This is a genomic window from Mycolicibacterium parafortuitum, assembly GCF_010725485.1.
In the GTDB taxonomy this organism is placed as follows: domain Bacteria; phylum Actinomycetota; class Actinomycetes; order Mycobacteriales; family Mycobacteriaceae; genus Mycobacterium.
Genome location: NZ_AP022598.1, coordinates 4,986,507 through 5,007,410, shown reverse-complemented (window position 1 = coordinate 5,007,410; position 20,904 = coordinate 4,986,507). Strand labels below are relative to the sequence as shown.

The following is a 20,904-nucleotide window of genomic DNA, read 5'->3' as shown; positions in this document are numbered from 1 at the left end:
CCTCCCTTCCTGTGCTCGGCTGAGAATCACGTTACGAGTAGAGGTTGCGCAGGCAAGACGACACGCCGCTGCATTGCGCGCCGGATTTGACGTCGGCGCAACATGCGTCACACAGGTCTCAACAGGCTCTTTGATCCCAACAACAACGCAGCGTCGCGGAGCGGCAACGGCCCCGGTGTACGGGACGGATGCGGGACCGCATGGGCGGTCGAAACCGAGTTCGACCGGCCATGCGCTGGTCCTGGTGGAGTGGGCGACGGGAATCGAACCCGCGTAGCTAGTTTGGAAGACTAGTGATCGCTGAGCGGTCGCTACGCAGGCTGTAGAGCAATGACACGCCCGTAAACCACCAGTGAGTCACCTGGACAGTCATACGGCTCGTCTGGCGCGAACAGGGACCACCTGGGCATGAGATCAGGATCGAGTGGGGGCCGTCCGTCGCTCTCCTGGAGTGCATCGCGACTCCGCGCGCAGAGGAAGTAACTGTGATATTCACTACGTCTGGTTCCGTAGTAGTCAAAGTCGGGCGGTATCGCGCGGTCACGACCGCATGGTGTAGAGCATCGGAAGGCTGCGCATGGCCGTAAGGGTTTCCCAGCAAACTTTGCTGGGAAACCCTTGAAATTGCGATACTGGGAATCTCCCAGTATCGCAGGCATTGACCTGCGGTGATGGGAGTAATGCACCGTGACTTTGACCCACATCTGGTATGGCATCTGGTATGGATCAAATTAGATAAACTATATATATAGTTTGACCTGCGGCGATACTGGTGCGCGATACTGGGATTGAACCAGTGACCTCTTCCGTGTCAGGGAAGCGCTCTCCCGCTGAGCTAATCGCGCCGGGACGTCTTCGGAGGTGGAGACGGGAATCGAACCCGTGTGCACGGCTTTGCAGGCCGTTGCCTCACCACTCGGCCACTCCACCGCTGGGATTGATGCCACGCATCCTCGAGCGGATGACGGGATTCGAACCCGCGACCCTCACCTTGGCAAGGTGATGCGCTACCAACTGCGCTACATCCGCGTGCTACGGGCGAGTTCGTCGTCCGTCGCGATGCACGACATTAGTCCACGCAGCTCGGCATATACAAATCCCTTGTTCGCACGGCGCGCCGCAGCCCGAAACTCCTGGTCAAAACAGCTGGCATGCCTCGCGGGCGAGGAGGAAGCCGTACCCGTCGGAGTACGACAACCGTATGCCGGCGGGTTCGCCGGCGCAGCTGCGGGAATCCAGCCACACCCTGTGAGGCGTATACGGCCGAAGACGGGTCGCGCCCAGCGGATTCCCGGGACGGAACCGCCGCGTGTTAGTCTTCTGCCTCGTTCGGCTCTGTCGAATACCCGGTCTCGTAGCTCAGTGGGAGAGCGTCCGCCTCACACGCGGAAGGTCGCTGGTTCGAACCCAGCCGGGACCACCACACACCATCGCGGTAGCCCCGCGATGTGGGCCACAACGGGCAAGTTCATTTCTGCGGTGAAAAGCCGATACTCACGCAATCTTTGCCGCTTCGTTTGGCGTGATACATCAACGTATCTGCCTGCCGCAGCAGGGTCTGGGCGTCACACTGGCCGTGCCCTATCACGACGCCGACGCTGACCGAAAGTTGGTCGTAGCTATCTCCGGCGCTGAGTGTGATGGGTCGACGAAGATCTGCTCGAAGCCGCTCTGCGATCACCTCTACTTGCGCAATGTCGCACGTTGCAGGACACAACACCGCGAACTCGTCACCCCCCAGTCGGGCCGCGGTGTCGGTCGGTTCGATCGCCGCTGCCACCCGCGCTGATACTTCGAGAAGCACGTCGTCGCCTTCGGCATGTCCCCATGTGTCGTTGACTGCCTTGAAGCCGTCGAGGTCGAGGAGGATCAGACCCACGCCACCCGAAACGCCTTCCCGTGCTCGCTCTAGGGCGCGCTCAACCCGCTCAGTGAACAGTGCGCGATTGGCCAATCCGGTCAGTGGGTCATGCGACGCGAGATGATCCGCCCTGTCGCGCGCCTGTTCGAGTTCGGCGATCAGTCGTGCGCGCGAGTCGCGGTAGAGCGACAGTGTCAGCACGACCAGAGTCAGACTGCAGACCATCCCTTGTGCCAGCAGCGCGCGCATCTGAACATCGTCGACGGTGAATCCCCTGTCGGACAGCGTCGTGTAAACGATCCACGCGCCTGCAGCCAGCAGGAACACCGTGCTGACCGGCGTGCTGTACCGCAGCGCGACCCACATGGCGGGCACCAACGAGATGAAAGCTATGGGTTGGCCGTAATTCAGCCAGTACGTCCAGAAGAACACGACAGCCAGCCCACAGCTGACCAGAAGCGCCTCGCTGACCGATGCCGCACTATAGCGTCGCGGTCGTAGCGGTCTGTTGCGCAAAATCAGCCAGATCGACAGTCCGAGAAGCGCCGTCGCGCCGTTGCGCACAGCGAAGAGGGCGAATGTCTCCCACACCGGTGCCTCGAAGGCGACCACGAAGTACCCCGTCGCCAGCACCGCGGCCGCACAGGTACCTGCCGCCACGGCGGCGACGAGGTGGGCGAAGTCGGCAGGGTCGCGAAGCTCGACTTCTCCTCGGCCGGCAGCCAGTGTCTCGACGGTGACGACGGACAACACAACGTTGACAAGGACGAACCACAGGCTCAGGGGTACCGACGCTCCTGTTGCCAGGTTCGTCATGAACGCAGCGACAGCCAGAAGGGCGACGTGCACCACCCACGCCCGCCTGCCGCGTTGTCTCGCCGACAGCAGCCAGATCACTCCGACCGCCGCCGCCGGCCACAACAGCGCAACCTCGCCGCCACCTAGTCGGGTCGCCCGCCCAGCGGCTACCGACAGGGCGTAGACGAGGGGAAACACGATCAACGAGGTCGCGGAGCGCATCAGTGAACCCCCACCTCGGTTTCGGCATCGGCGGCACCTTCAGGATGCAGTCCCTGCCGGTCCCGCGAAAGAGAAATGACGCTCTCGTTAGAAAAAGGGGGTGTCTTCGGCTCTCACGGCCGCACCGGTACAGCCCCCGGGTCGAAGTAGATGTGCGGCCTGCCGGTCCCCGGGTGCGCGACCACGGTCGCGCTCACGTTCCAGACATCGGCGATCAGCTCACCGGTGAACACCTCCGCCGGCGGTCCGGCCGCGATCTGCTTGCCCTCGCACAACACGTGGATGACGTCGCAGTAGTGCGCGGCCAGGTTCAGGTCGTGCAGGGCGATGACGGCGGTGACGCCGATCGCCGCCGGCAATGCCAGCACGTCGAAGATGTGCCGGACGTCGAGGTGATTGGTCGGCTCGTCCATGAGCAGCAGCCGCGGCTGTTGAGCGAGGGCGCGGGCCACCAGCACCCGCTGTCGCTCACCTCCCGACATCAGCGCGAACGGTCGCTCGGCCAGGTGGGTGGCGTCGACCGCGGCCAGCGATTCGGCGACGATGCGTGCGTCAGATGCGTTGTCGCCGTCGAACATCCGCTTGTGCGGTGCCCGTCCCATCGCGACGACGTCACGCACCCGAAGGTCGAAATCACCGGTGGAGTCCTGCAGTACGGCGGCAACGGTCTGCGCGACGCGACGCGCACTCATCGACGCGATGTCGGTGCCGTCGAGGTGCACCGTCCCCGACGTCGGGCGCAGGATCCGGCCGAGAGTGCGCACCAGGGTCGACTTACCGCATCCGTTGGGTCCGACGACGCCGACCACCGCACCGGGCGCCGCGTCCAGCGACACATCGTCGATGATGCGACGGCCACCCAGATCGACGCAGAGCTGCGAGGCGCGCAGGCCGGCCGGCGTCATGCCGGGCCGCCCGTGGCGGCGCGGCGGGCGTCGCGGCGCAGCAGCCACAGGAAGAACGGCCCGCCGCACAACGCTGTCAGCACCCCCACCGGGATCTCCTGGGGCGAAGCCAGTGTGCGCGCGGCGATGTCGGCCACCACCAGGAAGCTCGCGCCGGCCAGCGCGGCCGCGGGCAGGGCGCGGCGGTGGTCGCTGCCGACGAGCAGTCGCACGGCATGGGGGAGGATCAGCCCGACGAAGCCGATCGGCCCGCTGGCCGCCACCAGCACACCGGTCAGCAGCGACGTCAGCACGAACGAACGGGCCCGAAACCGTTGGATGTCAACGCCCATCGTCGTCGCCGCATCGTCGCCGGCCAACAGCACGTTCAGGGTCCGGCCGTGCGCGAGCAGCAGCGCGAGGCCGACACCGACGACGAGGACGGGCAGCCACAGCGTGTCCCACCGCGCCCCGCCCAGCCCGCCGAGCAGCCACGTCAGCACCTGCCGCGCCTGGTCTCCGGTGCGGGCCGTGAGCAGCAGCAGGCTGGTCACGGCCGACAGCACGTACGCGACGGCCACCCCGGCCAGCACCAACCGCGTGGTGGTGATCCGGCCCCCGGAGCGCGACAGCCCGTACACCAGCAGCAGCGCCGTCAGCGATCCCGCGAATGCCGCGACGGACGTCGTCACCGTTCCGGCGAGGGCCGCGCCGAAGACGATGACGCCGACGGCCCCGACGGAGGCGCCCGAGGACACGCCGAGCAGGTACGGGTCGGCGAGCGGATTGCGCACCAGCGCCTGCAACGTCATGCCGATCACGGCCAGCCCGGCGCCCACGGTTGCGCCGAGCAGCACCCGCGGCCCGCGTACCTGCGCGACGACGGTCTGGTAGTGCGCCGGGCCGCTCGCATCCACCAGGCCCGGGGCGATCTGATGCGCGAGGATGCGCGCGACATCGCCGGGCGGAATCGCGATCGAGCCGACGGCCAGGCCCGCGATCATCGAGATCACCAGCAGCGCAGCCAGTCCCGCGATGATGGCCGGGTATCTCAGGCGTACGCTCACCGGCGCGCGCGCCTGCTGGCGGCGACGGATCCGGCGAGCGGACAGTCCCCACAGGTGCGGCGCGCCGCGGTGCGGTAGTACAGACAACAGGTGCGCCGCCGGAGGATCTCGCTGTCGTGCAGGTGACCCGCCATCGGCGGCGAGGCCAGCAACATCTTCGCCACCTCTCCCACCCGCCGGTCGCCGTCGCGCGCCGTCAGGGTCCGGGTGGCCAGGGCGGCCCCGGTGGCCGCGTTGCCCCACAGCAGCCCGTCCGCCACGCGGGTGGTCGCGCGCAGCCTGTGATGCACCGTGTTCAGGTGCGGGATCACCTGAGCGGCGATCGACCTCGCGATGCGGGCGGGTTCCGGGCCGGCCTGCTCGACACCGTCGGGTTCGGCGATCCGGAACCTGATCCGGCCGTTGGGCGCGGCCTGACAGACCAGCGAGCGCAGATCGGGGACCACCTCGTCGAGATGCCAGCACCCGAGGCTTATCGACCACAGCCGTTCGGCGAATTCGTATTGCAGCGATGACGCGGCGACCCGGGCCTCGTCGCTGCCGATCCGATGCGCGACAGCCGCGAGCGCGGCGTCGAGATGCCCGGCCGCGCAGAACTCGTCGACCACCACGAAGCCGTCGCAGGCGCCCACGCCGACACTGAAGTAGGAGCCGATCATGCCGACCTTCTTCAGCGCGCGCCGTGCCCGGTCGGCGCCGGAGGAAACGGGCGCGGTCACGCGAAGCGGTCCGGATGCAGCTGCCGGGCCAGGGTTTCGACCGCGTACGGCGCCCGCACGCCGAGGACCGCGTCCTGCAGCGTCAGCACCGCGAAACGGTCGTCGCGGATCGCCGCCACGTCCGCGAGTTCGGGGCGGCTGCGCAGGAATGCCTTCTTGTCCTCGATCGACGGGGTACCGAAGTAGTCGTAGATCACGATGACCTCAGGATCGCGCTGTACCACCTGTTCCCAGGAGACGTCGGCGAAGGTGTCCTCGACGTCGGAGAAGACGTTGGTTCCTCCTGCGAGGCGGATGATCTGGTCGCCGATACCCTGCCGGCCCGCGGTGAACGCGGTGTCCTCTCCGCTGTCGTAGACGAACACCCGGGCCGGCTCGACCCCGTCGACCGGGGCCCGCCCCGCCTCGACCGCGGCACGCATCTCCTGGATCAGCCCGTCGGCACGGTGCGGCACGCCGAAAAGGCCTGCGATCGTCGTGATCTCGGCGTACACATGGTCCATCGTGATGGGGCCCGTGGCGCAGTACTCCGGATTCAGGTAGGTGGCGATCCCGGCGTCGTCGAAGGCCTGTCGTGACCGTCCCGCGGTGTCGTCGAACGCGCTGCCGTAGCCGCCGTAGACGAAATCCGGTGCCGTCGAGAGGATCTGCTCGAAGGACGCGTCCTTGTCGGAAAGCTGTGGAATCGTTTGGTAGGCCTCGGCATAGCGTGGCAGCGGCGGGTTGTCCGGGTAGACGGTCGCCACGATCGAGTCCTGCAGGCCGAGCGCGAGCATCAACTCGACGGGGTGCTGGAAGTAGCCGACCGCCCGCTCGGGTGGGGCGTCGAGGTGTACCGCGCGGCCGCAGTTGTCCGCGGCGGCCGCGGGCGGCGCGTCGCCGGCGGGTGCACCGCACCCGGTCAGCGCCGCGCCGAAGAAGATGAGACACAGCAGGGCTGCCGTCAGTCGAAAGGGTCGAGACAGCACGATATCGGCTCCATCCGGGATTTCCACGTCCCAGTAAGAGGGCCGACGAGAGCAGTATCCTGACTCCCGGATCAGCGCTCACCCCGACCTTCCAGCTGTGCGCCGTGGTCGTGGCGGGGTTCGCTCCCCGGTCACAGTGGCGGGACCGTGCCGGATTCACACCGGCTTCCTGCCTGCTCATCGGGGCCGGTCGGGCCGACCGGCCACGGTGACCTTAACCGATGCGCGCTGCACCCCGGAGTCCGGGACCGACGAACTCGGGCCCCACCCATGAGGGTGAGGCCCGATTCGCGGTGCTGTGCTACTTGGCGCTCTCGGCGCTTTCCTGACGGGCCTCCGCGGCACTCGCCGCTGCGCGGGCCGCCTCGGCTTCGGCTTCCTTCTTCGCGACGTCGCGTTCGGCCTCCGCCTTGTCCTGCTGGGCGCGGCCTTCTTCGCGCAGGCCGTCGTTGTCGGTCACGATGCCGATGACTTCCTTCGCCTTGCCCTTGACGTCTTCGACGACGCCTTCGACTGCATTCTCAGGTCCGCTGTCGCCCATCGGATTTCCTTTCGCCATGTGGGTGGTTTTCGAGCTGACCGTCCAATACCCGCTCACCCCGCCGGGGCCCACGGGTTGTGACGGACGTCATCTACAGGTGGGGGGCTTCCTTGATGGTGCTGTCCTGCTTGCCGACGGTCTGGCAGAACGCGGTGATCGACAGGCGGGTTCCGGTCAGCTCGGCGTTGGCCGGCTCGTTCTTGCCTTCGTCGGTGAGCATCTTGGTGATGGCTTCGTTCTGCTTCTTCTCGTCGGCCCCGGCGAAGTCGGCGCACGTGGTGTCGCCACCATCGTTCGTGACCTGGGAGCAGCCGCTGAGCACAGCCATCGCCGCCACCGCTGACATCAGAAAAACTTTCGCGTGCGTCATGGGGATACTTGTTGCCCAGCCGGTGCCGCATCCAAACCAGGTTCCGGCAAACAAGATCAGCCGGTGCGCCAGCCCGACCGTCCCGACCACACCAGCGGGGCGCGGCGATGCGCGAGCCGGTCCAGTCGCTCCAGCGCCGACGCGAGATCGTCGGCCAACGGCAGTTCTGACTGCGGATCACAGATCGCCAGCAGCCGTCGCACGGGCGGGCTGGCCACGATCGCCCAGTCCACGTCGCTGCGGGCGCAGTGCACGCTGATGTAGAACAGCGCGGTGAAACCCTGGCTTCCGAAGAAGTCGACGGCGCGCAGGTCGAGCACCAGTTGCCGCGAGATCCGGGCGTGCCGTTCGACGTAGCGTGCGAGATCTCGGCCGTTGACCGCGTCCACCTCGCCCTGCACCGCCACCGCGAGGCGGTGATCGGAACACGAACGGGCCGAGAAAACTGCTGCGCCGCAACGCATTTGGTCGTCGTCGGCCGAGATGGGGGAGCTGAAGATCCGTTCCGTCTTGATGGCTACCATTCTCACTTTCACGGTCAGTGCGGAAAGGAGCCTCGCAGGTCGTCTACCGCCAGGAGGGCGCGCCGAATGGCGCTTCCGCTGGCTGGCAGCTCAACCGGAATCCAGAGTAGTACGAAATCCGAAGCATGCGAAACACTTGGGACAAATTGCCGAAACTCGGCTCTAACCGGACTTTTCGGATATCCGGCAGTGTTCTAAATGACGCCTACGTCAATCCTTGGCCGCGAGCGCGACGGATTCCGTAGCCCTCAGTGGCCGGGCAGGCGCACCACCTGGACGAAGAACTCGTCGATCTGGCGTACGGCGCTCATGAACTGATCGAGGTCCACGGGCTTGGTCACGTACGCGTTCGCGTGCAATTTGTAGCTGCGCAGCACGTCTTCCTCGGCGGAGGAGGTGGTGAGCACGACGATCGGGATGTCGCACAGCTCCGGATCGGACTTGATCTGTTCGAGCAGCTGGCGCCCGTCGTACTTGGGCAGGTTCAGGTCGAGCAACACCAGGTCGGGCCGCGGCGCGGTCTCGTGCGCGCCGCGCCGGTACAGGAAGTCCAGTCCCTCCTGGCCGTCGCGGGCCACGTGCAGGGTGTTGGCTATCTTGTTCTGCTCGAACGCTTCTCGGGTGATCAGCTCATCGCCGGCGTCGTCTTCGACGAGCAGGACATCGACCGATCGGGTGGGGGCTGTCATGAGGATCCCTTCAGTGCCTTCTTTCGCGCGGGCGCGACGATGCCTTCTGTCGCGCGAGCGCGACGATGTCAGTGGTGTTGGCGCTGAATGCTGAACGACAACCCGAACCGGAACCCTCGAACACGGAACCTGGTTCAGTGGGTGCTCATTCTCGCACAGATCGGAACCGCCGCGATCCGTTAAGCGAATCTGCTATCCAGAATCGTCAGCGCGCGGTCGAGGTCCGCACCCGGTAGCGGGCTGTTGTCCGACATCGCGATCAACACGCCGACGATCGCGGCGGCGATCACCCTGCGTTCGGTGCGGCCGGTGGGTGCGGCCAGCCGGTGCACCAACGCGTCGGTGACCAGATCGATCAGCCGGGTGTACTCGCTGTAGATCAGCCCCCGGGCATCGGGCACCGTGTAGAGCAACCGCTGACCGACGATCGCGTTCTCCCGCTCGGCATCCGAGAGCCCACCGAATACCTGCCCGACCGCGTATCGGTACGCCGCGACCGGGCTGAGCTCCGCGGGGGCGGCCACGAACGCGTCGACGATCGGCTGGGTGTGGTCGTCGGAGATCAGGACGGCTTCCTTGACCGGGAAGTACCGGTAGAACGTGCTGGCCGAGACCTCGGCGGCCTCGGCGATCTGCTCGACGGTGGTGTGGGCGTAGCCCTGGATCTCGAACAGCCGGAACGCCTCCCGCCGGATGGCGAGCCGAGTGGCCGCCTTCTTGCGTTCCCGCAGCCCTGGCGAGGGGCCGATCTCCGTCACGCGTCCAGTGTGGCAGCCACGCGGCCTGCGCGGACGCGGCCGACAGATTTGCCCGCAACGGGGCCCGTCGGCGATAGAGTGCAGAAATGGCACAAGTGAACGGCGACGACACGACGGGCCTGGCCGTCGGTTGTCGGGTCCGCACCGTCGGAGACGATCCGGCAACGGGCGAGATCGTCGAGGACTTCGGAGACCTGGCGGGCACACCAGTGGTCGTCGATGCCCAGAACACCGTGCGCTCCCGGCGCTGGGCGGTCGCGCTCGACGACGGCCAGTTGGTATTCCTCGACGACGATCAGTTGGAGCCGCTCAGCTGAACCAGGCGCGGTGTCCCGTCGGGACCGCGGGTGATCAGCCCGCGCTCCTCGAACGCCGACAGCCAGCCCTCCATCGGCCACCGGCCCCAGCGCCGGTGGAACACGTAGGCATTGCGCACGATGTCGTCGAGGTGATCCACCGGCGGCTTCTGCACGTCGTGGTGCTGGTGGAAAGCGTGCGCGCCGCCGACCCACCGCATCGGCACGCCGCGGGCCTCGGCACAGCGGGCGAAATCGGTGTCCTCCCCGCCGTAACCCTCGTAGTCCTCACAGAATCCGCCGACGGTGTGCCAGGTGGGCGCGGTCAGCGCGAACGACAGCGACCAGAACAGCGCATAGTCACCGGTGTCGTGGACGGCGTCGTCGGGCGGGCACGGCCGGGCCGGGTGCGGGTCGACGGCCTCGGCGAGCCTGCCCAGGTCATACCCCGACGGTCCGGCCGGTGGCAGGTAGGTGACCGGCCCGCACAGCAGCGCGTCCTGGTGCCGCGGGTCGGCGGCGACGGCGCGGTAGCGCGCCACCAGCGTCGGGGACGGGATGCAGTCCACGTCGAGGAAGACGATCATGTCCGCGCCCGCCTCGAGGGCGTGCGCGGCGCCGATATTGCGGGCTCTGGCGAGCGGCAGATGCGCGCCGGCAGGACATTCGATCACGGTGGCGTGCCCTGTGGCGTACCCGGGGTGCGCGCGTATGACCCCGGCGATCGCGGGATCGTCGAGGGCGACGACGACGTGCAGGTCGGGGTGGTTCGTGCCTGACCTCAGACCCCGGAGCTGGCCGCTGAGGTGGTCGTGCCTGCCGTGCGCGATCGTCACCACCGCGGTTCTCATGATGTCTGCCCTCGGCAGCGCTTCGCGGTGGACTCGATAGCCGCCGCGGCGCGAGCGGCGGCCCCGTCGACCTGCCATCGCTCCCACCGGGACGGGTCCGTCTCCCGGGCGCGGGCGAGCAGCCGCGGCCACTCGTCGTCGGCGGGCCACGCCGAGGCGGTGACGGCCAGCCGGTGGCGGGTCAGGACCTCGGCGGTGGCATGCTGTTCGTCGAACGGGCGGGCCTGCGGGATCACGACGGCCGGGCGCCGCGCGGCAGCGACGTCGGCGACGCTGTTCTGGCCGGCGTGCGTGACCACGACGTCGGCGGTGCAGATCGCCTCCCAGGGATCCTCGACCCAGCTTCCGGAACCGCCGCCCAGGCTCCGCCAGGTGATATGGCACGCACCGGATTCCGGGGCCGGCGCGTCGAAGCCGCCGCCCGCCCCGCCGAGCAGCAGCACGTCGAGATCGCCGGGCCCGCGGTGGTGGTCATCGATTCGGCGGCGCCCCTCGAAGCGGCTGATCCCGCCGACGAAGGATGTCTTGCCGGCGTGCGGGCGCAGCCAGTGCGGTGTGTTCAGTTCCCGCGGCCACGACGCGACGATGTGGTCGGCGATCCGATAGACGACGTCGTGGGGCGGGTCGGTGCGCTCGCCGGGCTGGGTCACGACGACGACCGGGACACCGAGCAACCGCAGAAAGATCGCGACCTCGACCGACACGTCGACCACGCACACGTCGGGGCGGGCCTCGGCCACCCACCGGGCGAGGGTGTGCATGCGGGCGCTGTATCCCGGATCGTGGTGCGGTGCCCAGTGCAGCCCACCGTGCGCGGTCGGTTCGTGGACGCGATCGGCGTCGTCGTCACGGGGAAGGTTGACGATCGCGGAGAACGGATGTGGTTGGGGCACAGGTCGAGACGTCAGTGCCGTGACGGGCCTTCGCAGGTGCGCGCTGATGCTGACGGCCCGGGCCAGATGCCCGAAGCCATGATGGTGGATGTAGTAGCCGATCATCTGCGTTTTCGCTCCTGGCAGCGATCATCTGCCGGTAGAGGGACAGGTAGGCGCCGACCATCGCGCCGGCCGAGCAGCGGCGCAGCGCGTGTGCCCGCACCCCGGGCCGCGCCAGCCGTGCCGCCTCGGGGATCGCGGCGGCCAGCGCGTGCACGTCGTCCGGCGGTACCAGCCGCCCGGATTCCTCGGACAGCAGTTCGGGGATCCCGCCGCGGTCGAACGCGACCACCGGCGTGCCGCAGCTCATCGCCTCGGCCACCACGAGGCCGTACGGTTCGTCCCACACCGGGGTGACGAGCGCGACGGCCGCGGCGCCGACCAGACGGGCCAGATCCCGGTGCGTGAGATGGCCGGCGTAACGCGCGTCGGGCCCGAGGCGGGGTTCGACCTGATCGGCGAAGTACGCCCGATCGGAGATCGGTCCGGCCAGCGTGATGGGTCGTCGGGCGATCCGGGCGGCATCGATGGCCAGATGCGGCGCCTTCTCCGGGGTGAGGCGGCCGAACCAGACGACCGAGTCGCCGCCCGGCCCCAGCGGCCAGCCGCGGGCGTCGATTCCGTTGGGCACCACGGTGAACGGGACGCCGGCAGCCGCCCACGTCGTGGCGGTGTGCTCGGAGACGGCGGCGAAGCGGGTTCCGTGTCCACCGCAGGCCTGGATCGCCGATTCCAGCCACGGCGTCGGTGGGGTGTGCACCGTGGTGAGCATCGGGGTGGACAGTGTCGAGGCCATCGCGACCGGCAGGTAGTGCAGGCTGTGGTTGTGCACGACGTCGAAACTGTCGGCGTCGGGCCCGGCCAGCTGCAGCATCAGCGCGAGATAGGCGTGGTGCTCGGACATGAAGTCCGCGGCGGGCATGGACACGTCGGCGCGCGCGGCGTCGGACAGTTCGAGGCGGCGCACGGTCAGCGAAGCGCAGTCCAGGCCGACTTCGGAACCGGGTGCGGCGTAAAGGGATACGTTGTGCCCCTGCCGAGCGAGGGCACGGGCCAGGTGCCACACGTGGGCCTCCAGCCCGCCCGCGAACGGCTGGCGGATGGGGAAGCGAGACGATCCGATCAGCGCGATCCGCAGCGGGCCGCTCATCTGAGCACCTGTTCGTAGATGCCGCGGTGTGCCTCGGCCAGCATCGCGCGTTCGCTGTGCCGCTGCCGCCATGTGGCCCGCGGCGCGGCGACGCCGCCGAGCCAGTCGGAGTACGCCTCTTCCACCGCGGTGTGCAGGGAGTCGGCGTCGAACGCATCGTCGGTGAACGTGAACTCGCGGCACGGCCGCTGCTGGGCGTAGAAGCCGCACGAGGGTGCCACGACGGCGGTGCCCAGGTCATAGCAGGCTTCCAGCCATCCGGAGTGGGTGCCGAACCGGTATGGCAGCACCGAGACCGCCAGCGAGGACAGGTAATCCCAGAGCTCGTCCTCGCAGAAGTACGGATGCTCGACGACACGGACGTGCTCGTGGCGTCCGAAGGAGCGGATGGCATCCCCGATATCCGGTGCGTACCAGTGGTTGTCGGGGAAGAAGACTTCGTCGTGGATGTTGACGACCAATTCGGCGGCGGGCAGTCCGGAGACGGTCTCGGTCAGCGCCTCCAGCACCGGCAGCGGATCCATGTTCGCGCGGATACTTTTGACGTGCACACCGACGGTGAAGGTGTCTGTCGCAGCACGGGGTGCCTCGATCCGGTCCCGGTCGAGCACATGCGGGTGCGGGAGTACCTGGGCGTCTCTGTCCCATCGGCGTCGGATCTCCTGTGCGGCACCGGGTGTCAGCGTGATCAGCGCGTCGGCGGCGGCGACGAGAACATCCTGCTGCAGGATGTGCGGTTCGGGGTCGGGATGATGGGGATTGCGCAGATCGTGGACGGTGTAGACGAGCGGTTTGGCGTGCGCCTTGAGTTCCTGCATCACCGCGGTCAGCGTGGCGGCGTCGACGGCGTCGAAACCGAAATGGATATGGAACACGTCGAAACGGTCGTGGTTCTCACTGACCCATCCGGGTTCGAGCATCAGCGGCGGCCACCACCCGCCGGGTACCTTGCGGCCGTCGGCGGGCACCGGGTCGGCCAATCGGACCACGTCTGCGACCGAAGGATCGGACAGGTGACGGACGTAGATGTGCGACGCGGGCACGGAAGCGACACGCAGCAACGACGACTCCTCTGCGGTAAAGGCCTTTCCGGGAGGGCGGCTGTGATCTACACCGCGGTACTGTCCGGAAGGCGAACGCCGAGCCTGCGTACCCGCGCGCGGGCGTTCAAAACGCGCTGACGGGTCGGGAACCCGCGGCGCGACGGCGCGCTAGGCGACCTGGCTTCGGCGCGTCGCCGTCAGCTCGGCGGCCGTACCGTCATTGACCGCTTGGCTGCGCAACGTGCCCAGCGCCTTGGCCAGCAACCGGCTCACGTGCATCTGTGAATAACCCATGCGTTCGGCGATCTGGGTCTGCGTCATCTCGTCGAAGAAGCGCAGCTTCAACACCGCCTGCTCGCGCGGCGGCAACTTCTCGATCAGCGGCCGGATGGTCTCCATGTCGAGCACGGTGTCCAGCCGGGCGTCGGGTTCGCCGAGCGTTTCGCGCAGTGCCACGAAATCCCCATCGGGACCCGTCGTGCTGTCGGTGGACAGCGTCGAGTAGTTGCTGCTGGCGATGGTCGCCTGCACGACCTCTTCGCGGTCGATGCCGAGATGGGCCGCGACCTCGGTGGCCGTCGGCGCGCGACCGTGTGTCTGTGTCAACTCCGCACGCGCACGGACCAATTGGCCGTTGAGGTCCTTGAGCCGGCGCGGAACCTTGACCGCCCAGCCGCAGTCGCGGAAATAGCGGCGGACCTCACCCATGATGGTCGGGACCGCGAACGCCAGAAAGTCCGATCCGCTGTCCGGATCGAAGCGCTTGACGGCGTTCACCAGCCCGACGCTGGCGACCTGGAACAGGTCGTCGTGCGACTGTCCGCGGCCGCGGAAGCGCCGGGCGGTGTGATCAGCGAGTGGAAGGGTCAGCGCGATGATGTCTTCGTGAAGTCTGCGGTATGCGGCCGACGTGCTGTCCAACTGACGCAGTTCACGGATCATGTTCGGCACATCGGCGTACTCGCGGCGGGCCTCAGACAACTCAACAGCTCCTCTATCGGTCGACTACGGCTCGTCCCTGAACCAGGTAGCGCGGTTTACCCCGACAGAGCGGTGGACAAACCTGCCCGACTCAGCGCGCGATGCCGTCGGCGTCGTAGCCGACCTGATCGCGCAGCGTAGCCAGCGCCCGGGCCAGCAGCCGGGACACGTGCATCTGGGAGACGCCGATCTGCTCGGCGATCTGGCTCTGGGTCCGGTCGTCGAAGAATCTCAGCTTCAGCACCAGCCGGTCCCGCTCGGGCAGCGCCGCGAGCAGTGGCTGCACGGTGTTGACGTCGATGACCTTCTGGATGTTGTCGTCGGGCGCACCGAAGGTGTCCTGCAACGACAGTCCTTCGCCGTCGTTGCCGACGTGCGTCGGCTGTTCGGTGGAGCGGGTCGAGTACGCGTTCGCGGCGACCAGACCTTCGACGACCTCTTCGCGGTCCACACCGAGGTACTCGGCGAGTTCGCTGGGAGTGGGGGCCCTGTTGAGCTGTTGGGTCAACTCCGCGCGGGCGGAATTCAGCCGGACGTTGAGTTCTTTGAGCCGGCGCGGCACCTTCAACGACCATCCGTGGTCGCGGAAGTACCGGCGGACTTCGCCCATCATCGTCGGGACCGCGAACGCGAGGAAGTCGTTGGCGCTGTCGACGTCGAAGCGGTTGACGGCGTTGAGCAGGCCGACGCGCGCGACCTGGATCAGGTCTTCGTGGGTTTCGCCGCGGCCGCGGAAACGGCGGGCGATGTGGTCGGCCAGCGGCAGGCAGCGTGCGATGATCGCTTCGCGCTGCCGCCGGTAGGCGGCGGATTCGGGATCGAGGACGCCCATCTCGCGGAACATGTCCAGCACGTCGTGGTAGCTATCGCGCCTGCGCGCGGGGGTGGGGGTTTCGCGGGGCGAAAGAGTCTGGGTTTGCACTTGGGATCACGGCTTCCGTGTCGTAGACGTTTCGCGTTGCTTGCACTCGGTTGATGAGCGCTGGTGTCGTCAGCTCATTCAGACCGACGGCCCGTATTCTTCTGCTCCTCAGCAGGCAGGGCCTTCGACGGCGGCAAGCGGTCGCGTACGTCGTGGGCCGCTGGCTTGCGATTGGCGTCTGACCAAGGATCACGCCGGATTCTCGACATGCGCTTGCTGCGGCAGTATTTGTTCGCCGTGGCATGGGTGGGGTTCGGCCCCCCGGGGGGTTGTCACCACGGCGATGACACACGTTTTGCACCTGATTACGACCATACGTCGTCTCACCCCGAAAGCAACCTCAGCCAGGAGGTGCCCTCGGACGGCGTCCGCCCAGATCAGCCGGGAGAATGTCATGATCAGGGCTTTTGTCGCCGGTGCTTCGTGTTCTGTCCTCGAAGGCGCCCCAAGGTCTCACTAAACCCTCAGGAAAGGCCGCGGACATGCGATTTGACGTTCCACGTCACTCGTATCGCACGGCGCCGTTATTGCTGAAATGCAACGTGATTGGGTGAACGACAGGCTCAGGCCAGCTTCGAGAGCGCCTTCTCGGGGTCGTAACCCTGGAAGCCGTCGAGTGTCCCGTCCCGCAGTCGGTTCACCCATGCCGGGTCTGCCAGCAGTGCGCGCCCGAGTGCGGCGATGTCGAACTCGCCCGCGTCGAACTGGGCGACCAGTCGCTCCGCAGACTCGGGTTCGATGAGCTGCCCGGGCTTTTCGCTGCGGAACTGGGTCTGCAACCCGACCGATCCGACGGCGATGACGGGGGATCCGGTCACGGCCTTGGTCCAGCCCGCGAGGCTGCGCACCGGGTCGGCGGCGGGGTAAGCGGGCACGTAATGTCTGCGCGTCGAGGGATGGAAGATGTCGACGCCGGCAGCGGTCAGCGGTGTGAGCAGCTGCGTGAGCTGGGCCGGATCTTCGGCCAGCGACGCGCCGTAATCGGTGCCCTTCCACTGGGAGAAGCGGAAGATGATCGTGTAGTCCGAGCCCACCGCGGCGCGTACCGCGGAGACCACCTCGGCGGGGAACCGGGTTCGCCCCTGCAGGTCGCCGCCGTAGTCGTCCTCGCGCAGATTCGTCTTCTCCCAAAGGAATTGGTCGAGCAAATAGCCGTGCGCACCGTGTAGTTCGACCGCATCGAAACCGAGCTCGCGCGCGGTCGCCGCCGCCTGCGCGAACTGCGCTGCGACCGAGGGGAGTTCATCACGGCGCAACGCGCGTCCCTTCGGGTTGCCGAGCCCGTCGACGCCGGACGGGCTCACCGTCACCACGCCGTCGGCGTCGTCGCGTTCGGCGCCCTGATGCCACAGTTGCGCGGCGATCGTCGCCCCCTCGGCGTGAACCGCGTCGACGACGCGCCTCCACCCGGTCAGAACCTCGTCACCGGTGATCGTCGGGATCGTGAACGGATACCCCGCGGCGGGGTCGGGCAGGCGCACCCCTTCGGTGATGATCAGCCCGACGCCGCCGGCAGCGCGCCTGCGGTAGTACTCGGCGACGTCGGCGCCGGGAATCCCGCCCGGCGAGCCCTGGCGCGTCATCGGCGCCATCGCGAACCGATTGGGCACCGTCAGCGAGCGCACGGTCAGAGGTTGGAACAGGTCGTCAACAGCCATGACAGGTGACAACGCCGAACCGGTCGAAGACCATCCCGCGTTTAGTTTGCTGCTTCCCGGTTACCCGTGCCGGGTCGGGACCAAGTGAGGGAGCAGATCATGATCGGAACCATCATCGGCGCAATCGTCGTCGGACTCATCATCGGCGCTCTGGCCAGGCTCGTCATGCCCGGCAAGCAGAACATCGGTGTACTCATGACCATCGTTCTCGGAGCGCTGGGTTCGTTCCTGGGCACGTGGCTGTGCTATCAGTTGGGTTACTCGAACTCCAACGGCGGCTTCGAGATCATTCCGTTCCTGGTGGGCATCGTCGTGGCCGTGGTGCTGATCGCCATATACGTCGCCGTCACCGGCCGCCGCACCACCCAGCCACGCGTGTAGCAGGTGAGTGTCGCGCGCCCCGCGGCGATCGCCGGTGCCTTCGCCGCGGGGTTGGCGACCGGCGCGCTGACGCGGTCCAAGCGGGAACCGGCCGTCGGGGAGGACCTCGGCGAGGGCCCCTGGGAGGACACCGGTCAGGGCGGCGCGCCGCCCGTATCCGAACCGCCCGAGTCGCCCCAGCAGGATGCGCCGCCGGCCGACGATCCGGGTAAGCCCGATTCACCGACCGACCTCACGCGGCCGTCGATGATGTTCGTGCTGCGCAAGACCGCCGATGAGTTCAGCCGCGATCAGTGCACCGATCTGGCGGCCGCGCTGACCTACTACGCGGTGCTGTCGCTGTTTCCCGCACTGGTCGTGGTGATGTCGCTGCTCGGGGTGATCGGACAAGGCGAACGCACCGCGGACGCGATCCTGCAGATCGTCGACGACATCAGTCCCGGGGCCGCCGTCGACGTCCTGCGTGACCCGATCCAGCAGCTCGTCGACGCCCCCTCGGCCGGGTTCACGTTGGTGGTGGGCATCATCGGCGCGCTGTGGTCGGCGTCCGGGTTCGTCGGTGCGTTCGGGCGCGCGATGAACCGGATCTACGAGGTCGACGAGGGCAGGCCGGGGTGGAAACTTCGTCTGCAGCAGCTGGTCCTGACATTGGTCGGGTTGTTGGTCGCCGCGGTCGTCGCCCTCGCGCTGGCCCTGAGCGGGCCGGTGGCCGAGGCGATCGGCGGATACCTGGGCGTCGGTGCCACCGGGCTGACGGTGTGGAACATCGCGCGCTGGCCGGGTCTGCTGGTCCTCGTCATCCTCGGCGTCGCGATGCTCTACTACTTCAGTCCGAATGTGCGGCAGCCGAAGTTCCGCTGGATCAGCGTCGGCGCGGCGATCGCGATCGTGACGTGGGTGGTCGCGTCCCTCGGATTCGGGCTCTATGTCGCCAATTTCGGCAACTACAACGAGACGTTCGGGGCCCTCGCCGGTGTCATCGTCTTCCTCCTCTGGCTGTGGCTGACCAACCTGGCGCTGTTGTTCGGCGCGGAGATCGACGCCGAACTCGAACGCGGGCGGCAGCTGCAGGCCGGCATCAAAGCCGAGGACACCCTCCAACTGCCGCTGCGGGACACCAGCGTCATCGAGAAGAACCGGGACAAGGAGCACAAGACGCGGTTGAGCGGCCGGCTGTTGCGGCGGTCCCGGGGTAGGCGCGCGTGACGGTTTCATCCATCAGGCGCACGGGTACCGTTCGCTCGAAAGCCGCTGTCCGTCCGAGGCAGGTCCGTCCGACACAGGGGAGTCTTCCGTGGGTGTGATCCGCAGTTCGCGGTCGCTGGCACGTCGCGGCGCGAAGGTGCAACGCCGGATCGCGTTCGCGCAGTTGCTGTTCTGGCCCCTGGTGGTCGTGACGCTCGGCGGCGCCGGGGTCGTGGCCGCGGTGTCACTGCGTCGGGGATCTCAGAGTTCGGCGGCCGAGGGCTTACGGCCGGACCCTTTGGTCCCGAATCCGCCTGTGAACCGGTAACGGGCGTGCCGCAGCAGGTTCATGCGTGGGATGCGCCAGCACTTCAGCGGATGGTGCTCGTCGTGCATCAGGCAGATGTTGCACGATACGCACGCCGGTGAGGTCTGTGCACCGGCGGCGAGTCGGTTGACCAGGTCGGGCTCCCGGATGAACGGGCGGGCCATCGACACGAAATCCGCACGGCCGCCTGCGATCAGGCGCTCTACCGTGTCGAGGCGGCGGATACCGCCGACGAGGATGATCTTCGTGTCCACCCGGGCGCGGACCGCATCGGCGAAATCGAGGAAATAGGCCTCGGGTTCGGGTGACTTGTGGAGTCGGTGCACGAGTATGTCGGCGAGCGCACGGCGACGGGTGACCGCGACATACGGTCTGATCGACGCACTGACGTAGTCGCTCATCAGATTCGACGAGATCTCGACCCCGTCGAGGCCCGCGTCGACGAACGTCCCGATGCCTTCGACCGCGTCGGTGACGTTCAACCCGCCGGGTTCGTCGACCAGGTCGGCGACGCCGACCTTCATCGTGAACGACCGTCCGGGAGGAAGCTGGGCGCGAATCGCGCGGATGATCTCCACCGCGAGCCGGTCCCGGCGCTGCCGGCTGCCGCCCCATTCGTCGTCGCGCCGGTTCGTCAGCGGCGAACGGAACTGGCTGATCAGGTACCCGTTGGCGCCGTGCAGGTGGATACCGTCGAAGCCGGCCTCGACGGCGCGGCGCGCCGCCTGCGCGAAAGCATCGATGACGTCTTCGATCTCGTCGACGCGCGCTGCGCGCACTTTCCTGCCCGTCATCACGTTGTCGACCGCAGAAGGCGCCAGCGGGTCGTTCCCCGCGATCATGGACTGGCTTCCGGCGTGCGCGATCTGGGCGACGATGCGCCCGCCGCGACGGTGTACCGCGTCGGTCACCGCACGGAACTGCGGGATGGCGTCGTCGTCGTGCAGTCCCGCCTGCAGTTCCCCGTATCTGCCCCGGGGATGGCAGAAGATGTGCCCGGTGAACGCCAGCCCGACGCCGCCGCGGGCCAAATTCTCGTGTAACACCGCATATCCCGGCCCGATCCGGCCGTCCTTGTCGGCCATCGACTCGCCCGTGCCCGCGCGGATGAAGCGGTTCGGCAGCAGCAGCGGCCCCAGCTGCGCCGGAGTGAACGCGGCGCCGCCCACACCGCTGTTGAGCACAGTTGAACTCATTTCAACGATGTTAATCGGCTGGCCCGATGCGCGCAATGGTGGGCAAACCTGCGCGAAGAGGGCCCCTGGCACACTGAAAGCCCCTGTGGACAGGGGCTTTCAGTGTGCGTCAGAAGCGGCTGGGTGCCGCTAGAACCAGACTTTGCGACCGCCGACAGGACGTCCGACCGCGCCCAGGATCCAGAGCACCACACCGACGACCACGAGGATGCCGCCGATCGTGTAGAGGATCGACAGGTGCGTGAAGTAGCCGATCAGCAGAAGGATGATTCCGAGGATGATCATGTCAGTTCCAATCGCGTAGGTGGGTGACGCTGGCGCCAGTGGTATTGCCCGCTTCGTCAAATCCAAACGCCCGTCCACCAAGATCATCGCGAGGATCCTGTGCTGGTCATCGCGGGCCGAGGGCGCCGAGTGACCGCGCCGGCCGCCGCATCCGATTACCCGCTCCCAGTTCACGACAGTGTCGATGATTGGAGATTATTATTAGCTACCGCGTGTGAGAGCAATGTCGGAGCGTGGACAGGTCTCCGCCTCTCGTGGTGGTGAAAGCCATGGCGATGCACCGCGAGATAAA

At 67.4% G+C, this 20,904-nt stretch carries 22 protein-coding genes, 4 tRNA genes and 1 riboswitch; of the genes, 4 read left to right on the top strand and 22 right to left on the bottom strand.

Annotated features, from left to right (window positions below; genetic code table 11):
* Positions 1–770 precede the first annotated feature (770 nt).
* From NTM_RS23540 to NTM_RS23530, 3 genes are all read right to left on the bottom strand, one after another.
* Positions 771–845: transfer RNA gene (locus tag NTM_RS23540), tRNA-Val, on the bottom strand.
* Between the two features lie 14 nt (positions 846–859).
* Positions 860–930 (bottom strand) — tRNA-Cys (locus NTM_RS23535).
* Positions 931–956: 26 nt separating this feature from the next.
* Positions 957–1,029: transfer RNA gene (locus tag NTM_RS23530), tRNA-Gly, on the bottom strand.
* A 319-nt stretch (positions 1,030–1,348) separates the two neighbouring features.
* Between NTM_RS23530 and NTM_RS23525 the strand changes: the two genes are divergently transcribed.
* Positions 1,349–1,423: transfer RNA gene (locus NTM_RS23525), tRNA-Val, on the top strand.
* A gap of 45 nt (positions 1,424–1,468) precedes the next feature.
* On the opposite strand, the gene NTM_RS23520 is transcribed toward NTM_RS23525, so the two are convergent.
* From NTM_RS23520 to NTM_RS23475, 10 genes are all read right to left on the bottom strand, one after another.
* Entirely contained in the window at positions 1,469–2,881 is a 1,413-nt protein-coding gene (locus NTM_RS23520; RefSeq protein ID WP_163768338.1) for a GGDEF domain-containing protein, read from the bottom strand.
* A gap of 113 nt (positions 2,882–2,994) precedes the next feature.
* Positions 2,995–3,786 (bottom strand): ABC transporter ATP-binding protein, encoded by a 792-nt coding sequence (locus tag NTM_RS23515; RefSeq protein ID WP_104861584.1) that lies wholly within the window; start codon positions 3,784–3,786, stop codon positions 2,995–2,997.
* Positions 3,783–4,832, bottom strand: coding sequence for a FecCD family ABC transporter permease (locus tag NTM_RS23510; protein WP_272955240.1), 1,050 nt, complete (start codon positions 4,830–4,832; stop codon positions 3,783–3,785). The genes NTM_RS23515 and NTM_RS23510 overlap by 4 nt, the downstream gene beginning before the upstream one ends.
* Positions 4,829–5,551: a (2Fe-2S)-binding protein gene (locus NTM_RS23505; RefSeq protein WP_104861460.1), complete on the bottom strand. Its 723-nt coding sequence runs from the start codon at positions 5,549–5,551 to the stop codon at positions 4,829–4,831. Before NTM_RS23505 ends, NTM_RS23510 begins: the two co-directional genes overlap by 4 nt.
* Entirely contained in the window at positions 5,548–6,519 is a 972-nt protein-coding gene (locus NTM_RS23500) for an ABC transporter substrate-binding protein (RefSeq protein WP_232079823.1), read from the bottom strand. Before NTM_RS23500 ends, NTM_RS23505 begins: the two co-directional genes overlap by 4 nt.
* A 52-nt stretch (positions 6,520–6,571) precedes the next feature.
* Positions 6,572–6,691: riboswitch (cobalamin riboswitch) on the bottom strand.
* 129 nt (positions 6,692–6,820) lie between these two features.
* The gene (mbp1, locus tag NTM_RS23495; RefSeq protein WP_104861461.1) at positions 6,821–7,060 is read right to left on the bottom strand and encodes a microaggregate-binding protein 1; all 240 of its coding nucleotides are present in this window, start codon (positions 7,058–7,060) and stop codon (positions 6,821–6,823) included.
* A 91-nt stretch (positions 7,061–7,151) separates the two neighbouring features.
* On the bottom strand, positions 7,152–7,406 hold the full coding sequence (locus tag NTM_RS23490; RefSeq protein WP_232079822.1) for a hypothetical protein: 255 nt from the start codon (positions 7,404–7,406) through the stop codon (positions 7,152–7,154).
* 80 nt (positions 7,407–7,486) lie between these two features.
* Entirely contained in the window at positions 7,487–7,954 is a 468-nt protein-coding gene (locus tag NTM_RS23485; RefSeq protein WP_104861462.1) for an STAS domain-containing protein, read from the bottom strand.
* Between the two features lie 248 nt (positions 7,955–8,202).
* Positions 8,203–8,643 (bottom strand): response regulator, encoded by a 441-nt coding sequence (locus NTM_RS23480; protein ID WP_104861463.1) that lies wholly within the window; start codon positions 8,641–8,643, stop codon positions 8,203–8,205.
* 179 nt (positions 8,644–8,822) lie between these two features.
* Positions 8,823–9,401, bottom strand: coding sequence for a TetR/AcrR family transcriptional regulator (locus tag NTM_RS23475; RefSeq protein WP_232079821.1), 579 nt, complete (start codon positions 9,399–9,401; stop codon positions 8,823–8,825).
* An 86-nt stretch (positions 9,402–9,487) separates the two neighbouring features.
* Between NTM_RS23475 and NTM_RS23470 the strand changes: the two genes are divergently transcribed.
* Positions 9,488–9,718, top strand: coding sequence for a hypothetical protein (locus NTM_RS23470; protein ID WP_104861586.1), 231 nt, complete (start codon positions 9,488–9,490; stop codon positions 9,716–9,718).
* Here the strand turns inward: NTM_RS23470 and NTM_RS23465 are convergent.
* The 7 genes from NTM_RS23465 to NTM_RS23435 all read right to left on the bottom strand — a co-directional run bounded on the left by NTM_RS23465 (position 9,697) and on the right by NTM_RS23435 (position 17,237).
* Positions 9,697–10,548, bottom strand: coding sequence for a glycosyltransferase family 2 protein (locus NTM_RS23465; protein WP_163768323.1), 852 nt, complete (start codon positions 10,546–10,548; stop codon positions 9,697–9,699). The genes NTM_RS23470 and NTM_RS23465 overlap by 22 nt on opposite strands.
* Positions 10,545–11,441 carry a glycosyltransferase gene (locus tag NTM_RS23460; protein WP_163768320.1) on the bottom strand — a complete coding sequence of 299 codons (897 nt, stop codon included), beginning with the start codon at positions 11,439–11,441 and terminating at the stop codon, positions 10,545–10,547. The genes NTM_RS23465 and NTM_RS23460 overlap by 4 nt, the downstream gene beginning before the upstream one ends.
* The gene (locus NTM_RS23455; protein ID WP_163768318.1) at positions 11,395–12,633 is read right to left on the bottom strand and encodes a glycosyltransferase; all 1,239 of its coding nucleotides are present in this window, start codon (positions 12,631–12,633) and stop codon (positions 11,395–11,397) included. The genes NTM_RS23460 and NTM_RS23455 overlap by 47 nt, the downstream gene beginning before the upstream one ends.
* Positions 12,630–13,694: a glycosyltransferase family protein gene (locus NTM_RS23450; RefSeq protein WP_163768314.1), complete on the bottom strand. Its 1,065-nt coding sequence runs from the start codon at positions 13,692–13,694 to the stop codon at positions 12,630–12,632. The genes NTM_RS23455 and NTM_RS23450 overlap by 4 nt, the downstream gene beginning before the upstream one ends.
* Positions 13,695–13,844: 150 nt before the next feature.
* On the bottom strand, positions 13,845–14,657 hold the full coding sequence (locus tag NTM_RS23445; RefSeq protein WP_163768312.1) for a SigB/SigF/SigG family RNA polymerase sigma factor: 813 nt from the start codon (positions 14,655–14,657) through the stop codon (positions 13,845–13,847).
* Between the two features lie 91 nt (positions 14,658–14,748).
* Positions 14,749–15,501, bottom strand: a complete 753-nt coding sequence (locus NTM_RS23440; RefSeq protein WP_104861587.1) for a SigB/SigF/SigG family RNA polymerase sigma factor — start codon at positions 15,499–15,501, stop codon at positions 14,749–14,751.
* Positions 15,502–16,142: 641 nt separating this feature from the next.
* Positions 16,143–17,237, bottom strand: coding sequence for an NADH:flavin oxidoreductase (locus NTM_RS23435; RefSeq protein WP_104861470.1), 1,095 nt, complete (start codon positions 17,235–17,237; stop codon positions 16,143–16,145).
* A gap of 99 nt (positions 17,238–17,336) precedes the next feature.
* On the opposite strand from NTM_RS23435, the gene NTM_RS23430 reads away from it, so the two are divergent.
* Both NTM_RS23430 and NTM_RS23425 read left to right on the top strand, forming a co-directional pair.
* Positions 17,337–17,618: a GlsB/YeaQ/YmgE family stress response membrane protein gene (locus NTM_RS23430; RefSeq protein ID WP_104861588.1), complete on the top strand. Its 282-nt coding sequence runs from the start codon at positions 17,337–17,339 to the stop codon at positions 17,616–17,618.
* Between the two features lie 3 nt (positions 17,619–17,621).
* A complete protein-coding gene (locus NTM_RS23425) occupies positions 17,622–18,824 on the top strand; it encodes a YihY/virulence factor BrkB family protein (RefSeq protein ID WP_163768309.1) in 1,203 nt (400 codons plus the stop codon).
* Positions 18,825–19,064: 240 nt separating this feature from the next.
* On the opposite strand, the gene NTM_RS23420 is transcribed toward NTM_RS23425, so the two are convergent.
* Positions 19,065–20,327 (bottom strand): oxidoreductase, encoded by a 1,263-nt coding sequence (locus NTM_RS23420; RefSeq protein ID WP_163768306.1) that lies wholly within the window; start codon positions 20,325–20,327, stop codon positions 19,065–19,067.
* 129 nt (positions 20,328–20,456) lie between these two features.
* Positions 20,457–20,612, bottom strand: coding sequence for a hypothetical protein (locus NTM_RS28630; RefSeq protein WP_110781975.1), 156 nt, complete (start codon positions 20,610–20,612; stop codon positions 20,457–20,459).
* Between the last annotated feature and the right edge of the window lie 292 nt (positions 20,613–20,904).

What these genes read in the sequence shown, in the direction of transcription:
- NTM_RS23520 (WP_163768338.1), bottom strand. Translation starts at nt 2,881, where the DNA reads ATGCGCTCCGCGACCTCGTTGATCGTGTTTCCCCTCGTCTACGCCCTG.
- NTM_RS23515 (WP_104861584.1), bottom strand. Translation starts at nt 3,786, where the DNA reads ATGACGCCGGCCGGCCTGCGCGCCTCGCAGCTCTGCGTCGATCTGGGT.
- mbp1 (WP_104861461.1), bottom strand. Translation starts at nt 7,060, where the DNA reads ATGGGCGACAGCGGACCTGAGAATGCAGTCGAAGGCGTCGTCGAAGAC.
- NTM_RS23490 (WP_232079822.1), bottom strand. Translation starts at nt 7,406, where the DNA reads ATGTCAGCGGTGGCGGCGATGGCTGTGCTCAGCGGCTGCTCCCAGGTC.
- NTM_RS23485 (WP_104861462.1), bottom strand. Translation starts at nt 7,954, where the DNA reads ATGGTAGCCATCAAGACGGAACGGATCTTCAGCTCCCCCATCTCGGCC.
- NTM_RS23480 (WP_104861463.1), bottom strand. Translation starts at nt 8,643, where the DNA reads ATGACAGCCCCCACCCGATCGGTCGATGTCCTGCTCGTCGAAGACGAC.
- NTM_RS23470 (WP_104861586.1), top strand. Translation starts at nt 9,488, where the DNA reads ATGGCACAAGTGAACGGCGACGACACGACGGGCCTGGCCGTCGGTTGT.
- NTM_RS23465 (WP_163768323.1), bottom strand. Translation starts at nt 10,548, where the DNA reads ATGAGAACCGCGGTGGTGACGATCGCGCACGGCAGGCACGACCACCTC.
- NTM_RS23455 (WP_163768318.1), bottom strand. Translation starts at nt 12,633, where the DNA reads ATGAGCGGCCCGCTGCGGATCGCGCTGATCGGATCGTCTCGCTTCCCC.
- NTM_RS23440 (WP_104861587.1), bottom strand. Translation starts at nt 15,501, where the DNA reads ATGTTCCGCGAGATGGGCGTCCTCGATCCCGAATCCGCCGCCTACCGG.
- NTM_RS23435 (WP_104861470.1), bottom strand. Translation starts at nt 17,237, where the DNA reads ATGGCTGTTGACGACCTGTTCCAACCTCTGACCGTGCGCTCGCTGACG.
- NTM_RS23430 (WP_104861588.1), top strand. Translation starts at nt 17,337, where the DNA reads ATGATCGGAACCATCATCGGCGCAATCGTCGTCGGACTCATCATCGGC.
- NTM_RS23420 (WP_163768306.1), bottom strand. Translation starts at nt 20,327, where the DNA reads ATGAGTTCAACTGTGCTCAACAGCGGTGTGGGCGGCGCCGCGTTCACT.
- NTM_RS28630 (WP_110781975.1), bottom strand. Translation starts at nt 20,612, where the DNA reads ATGATCATCCTCGGAATCATCCTTCTGCTGATCGGCTACTTCACGCAC.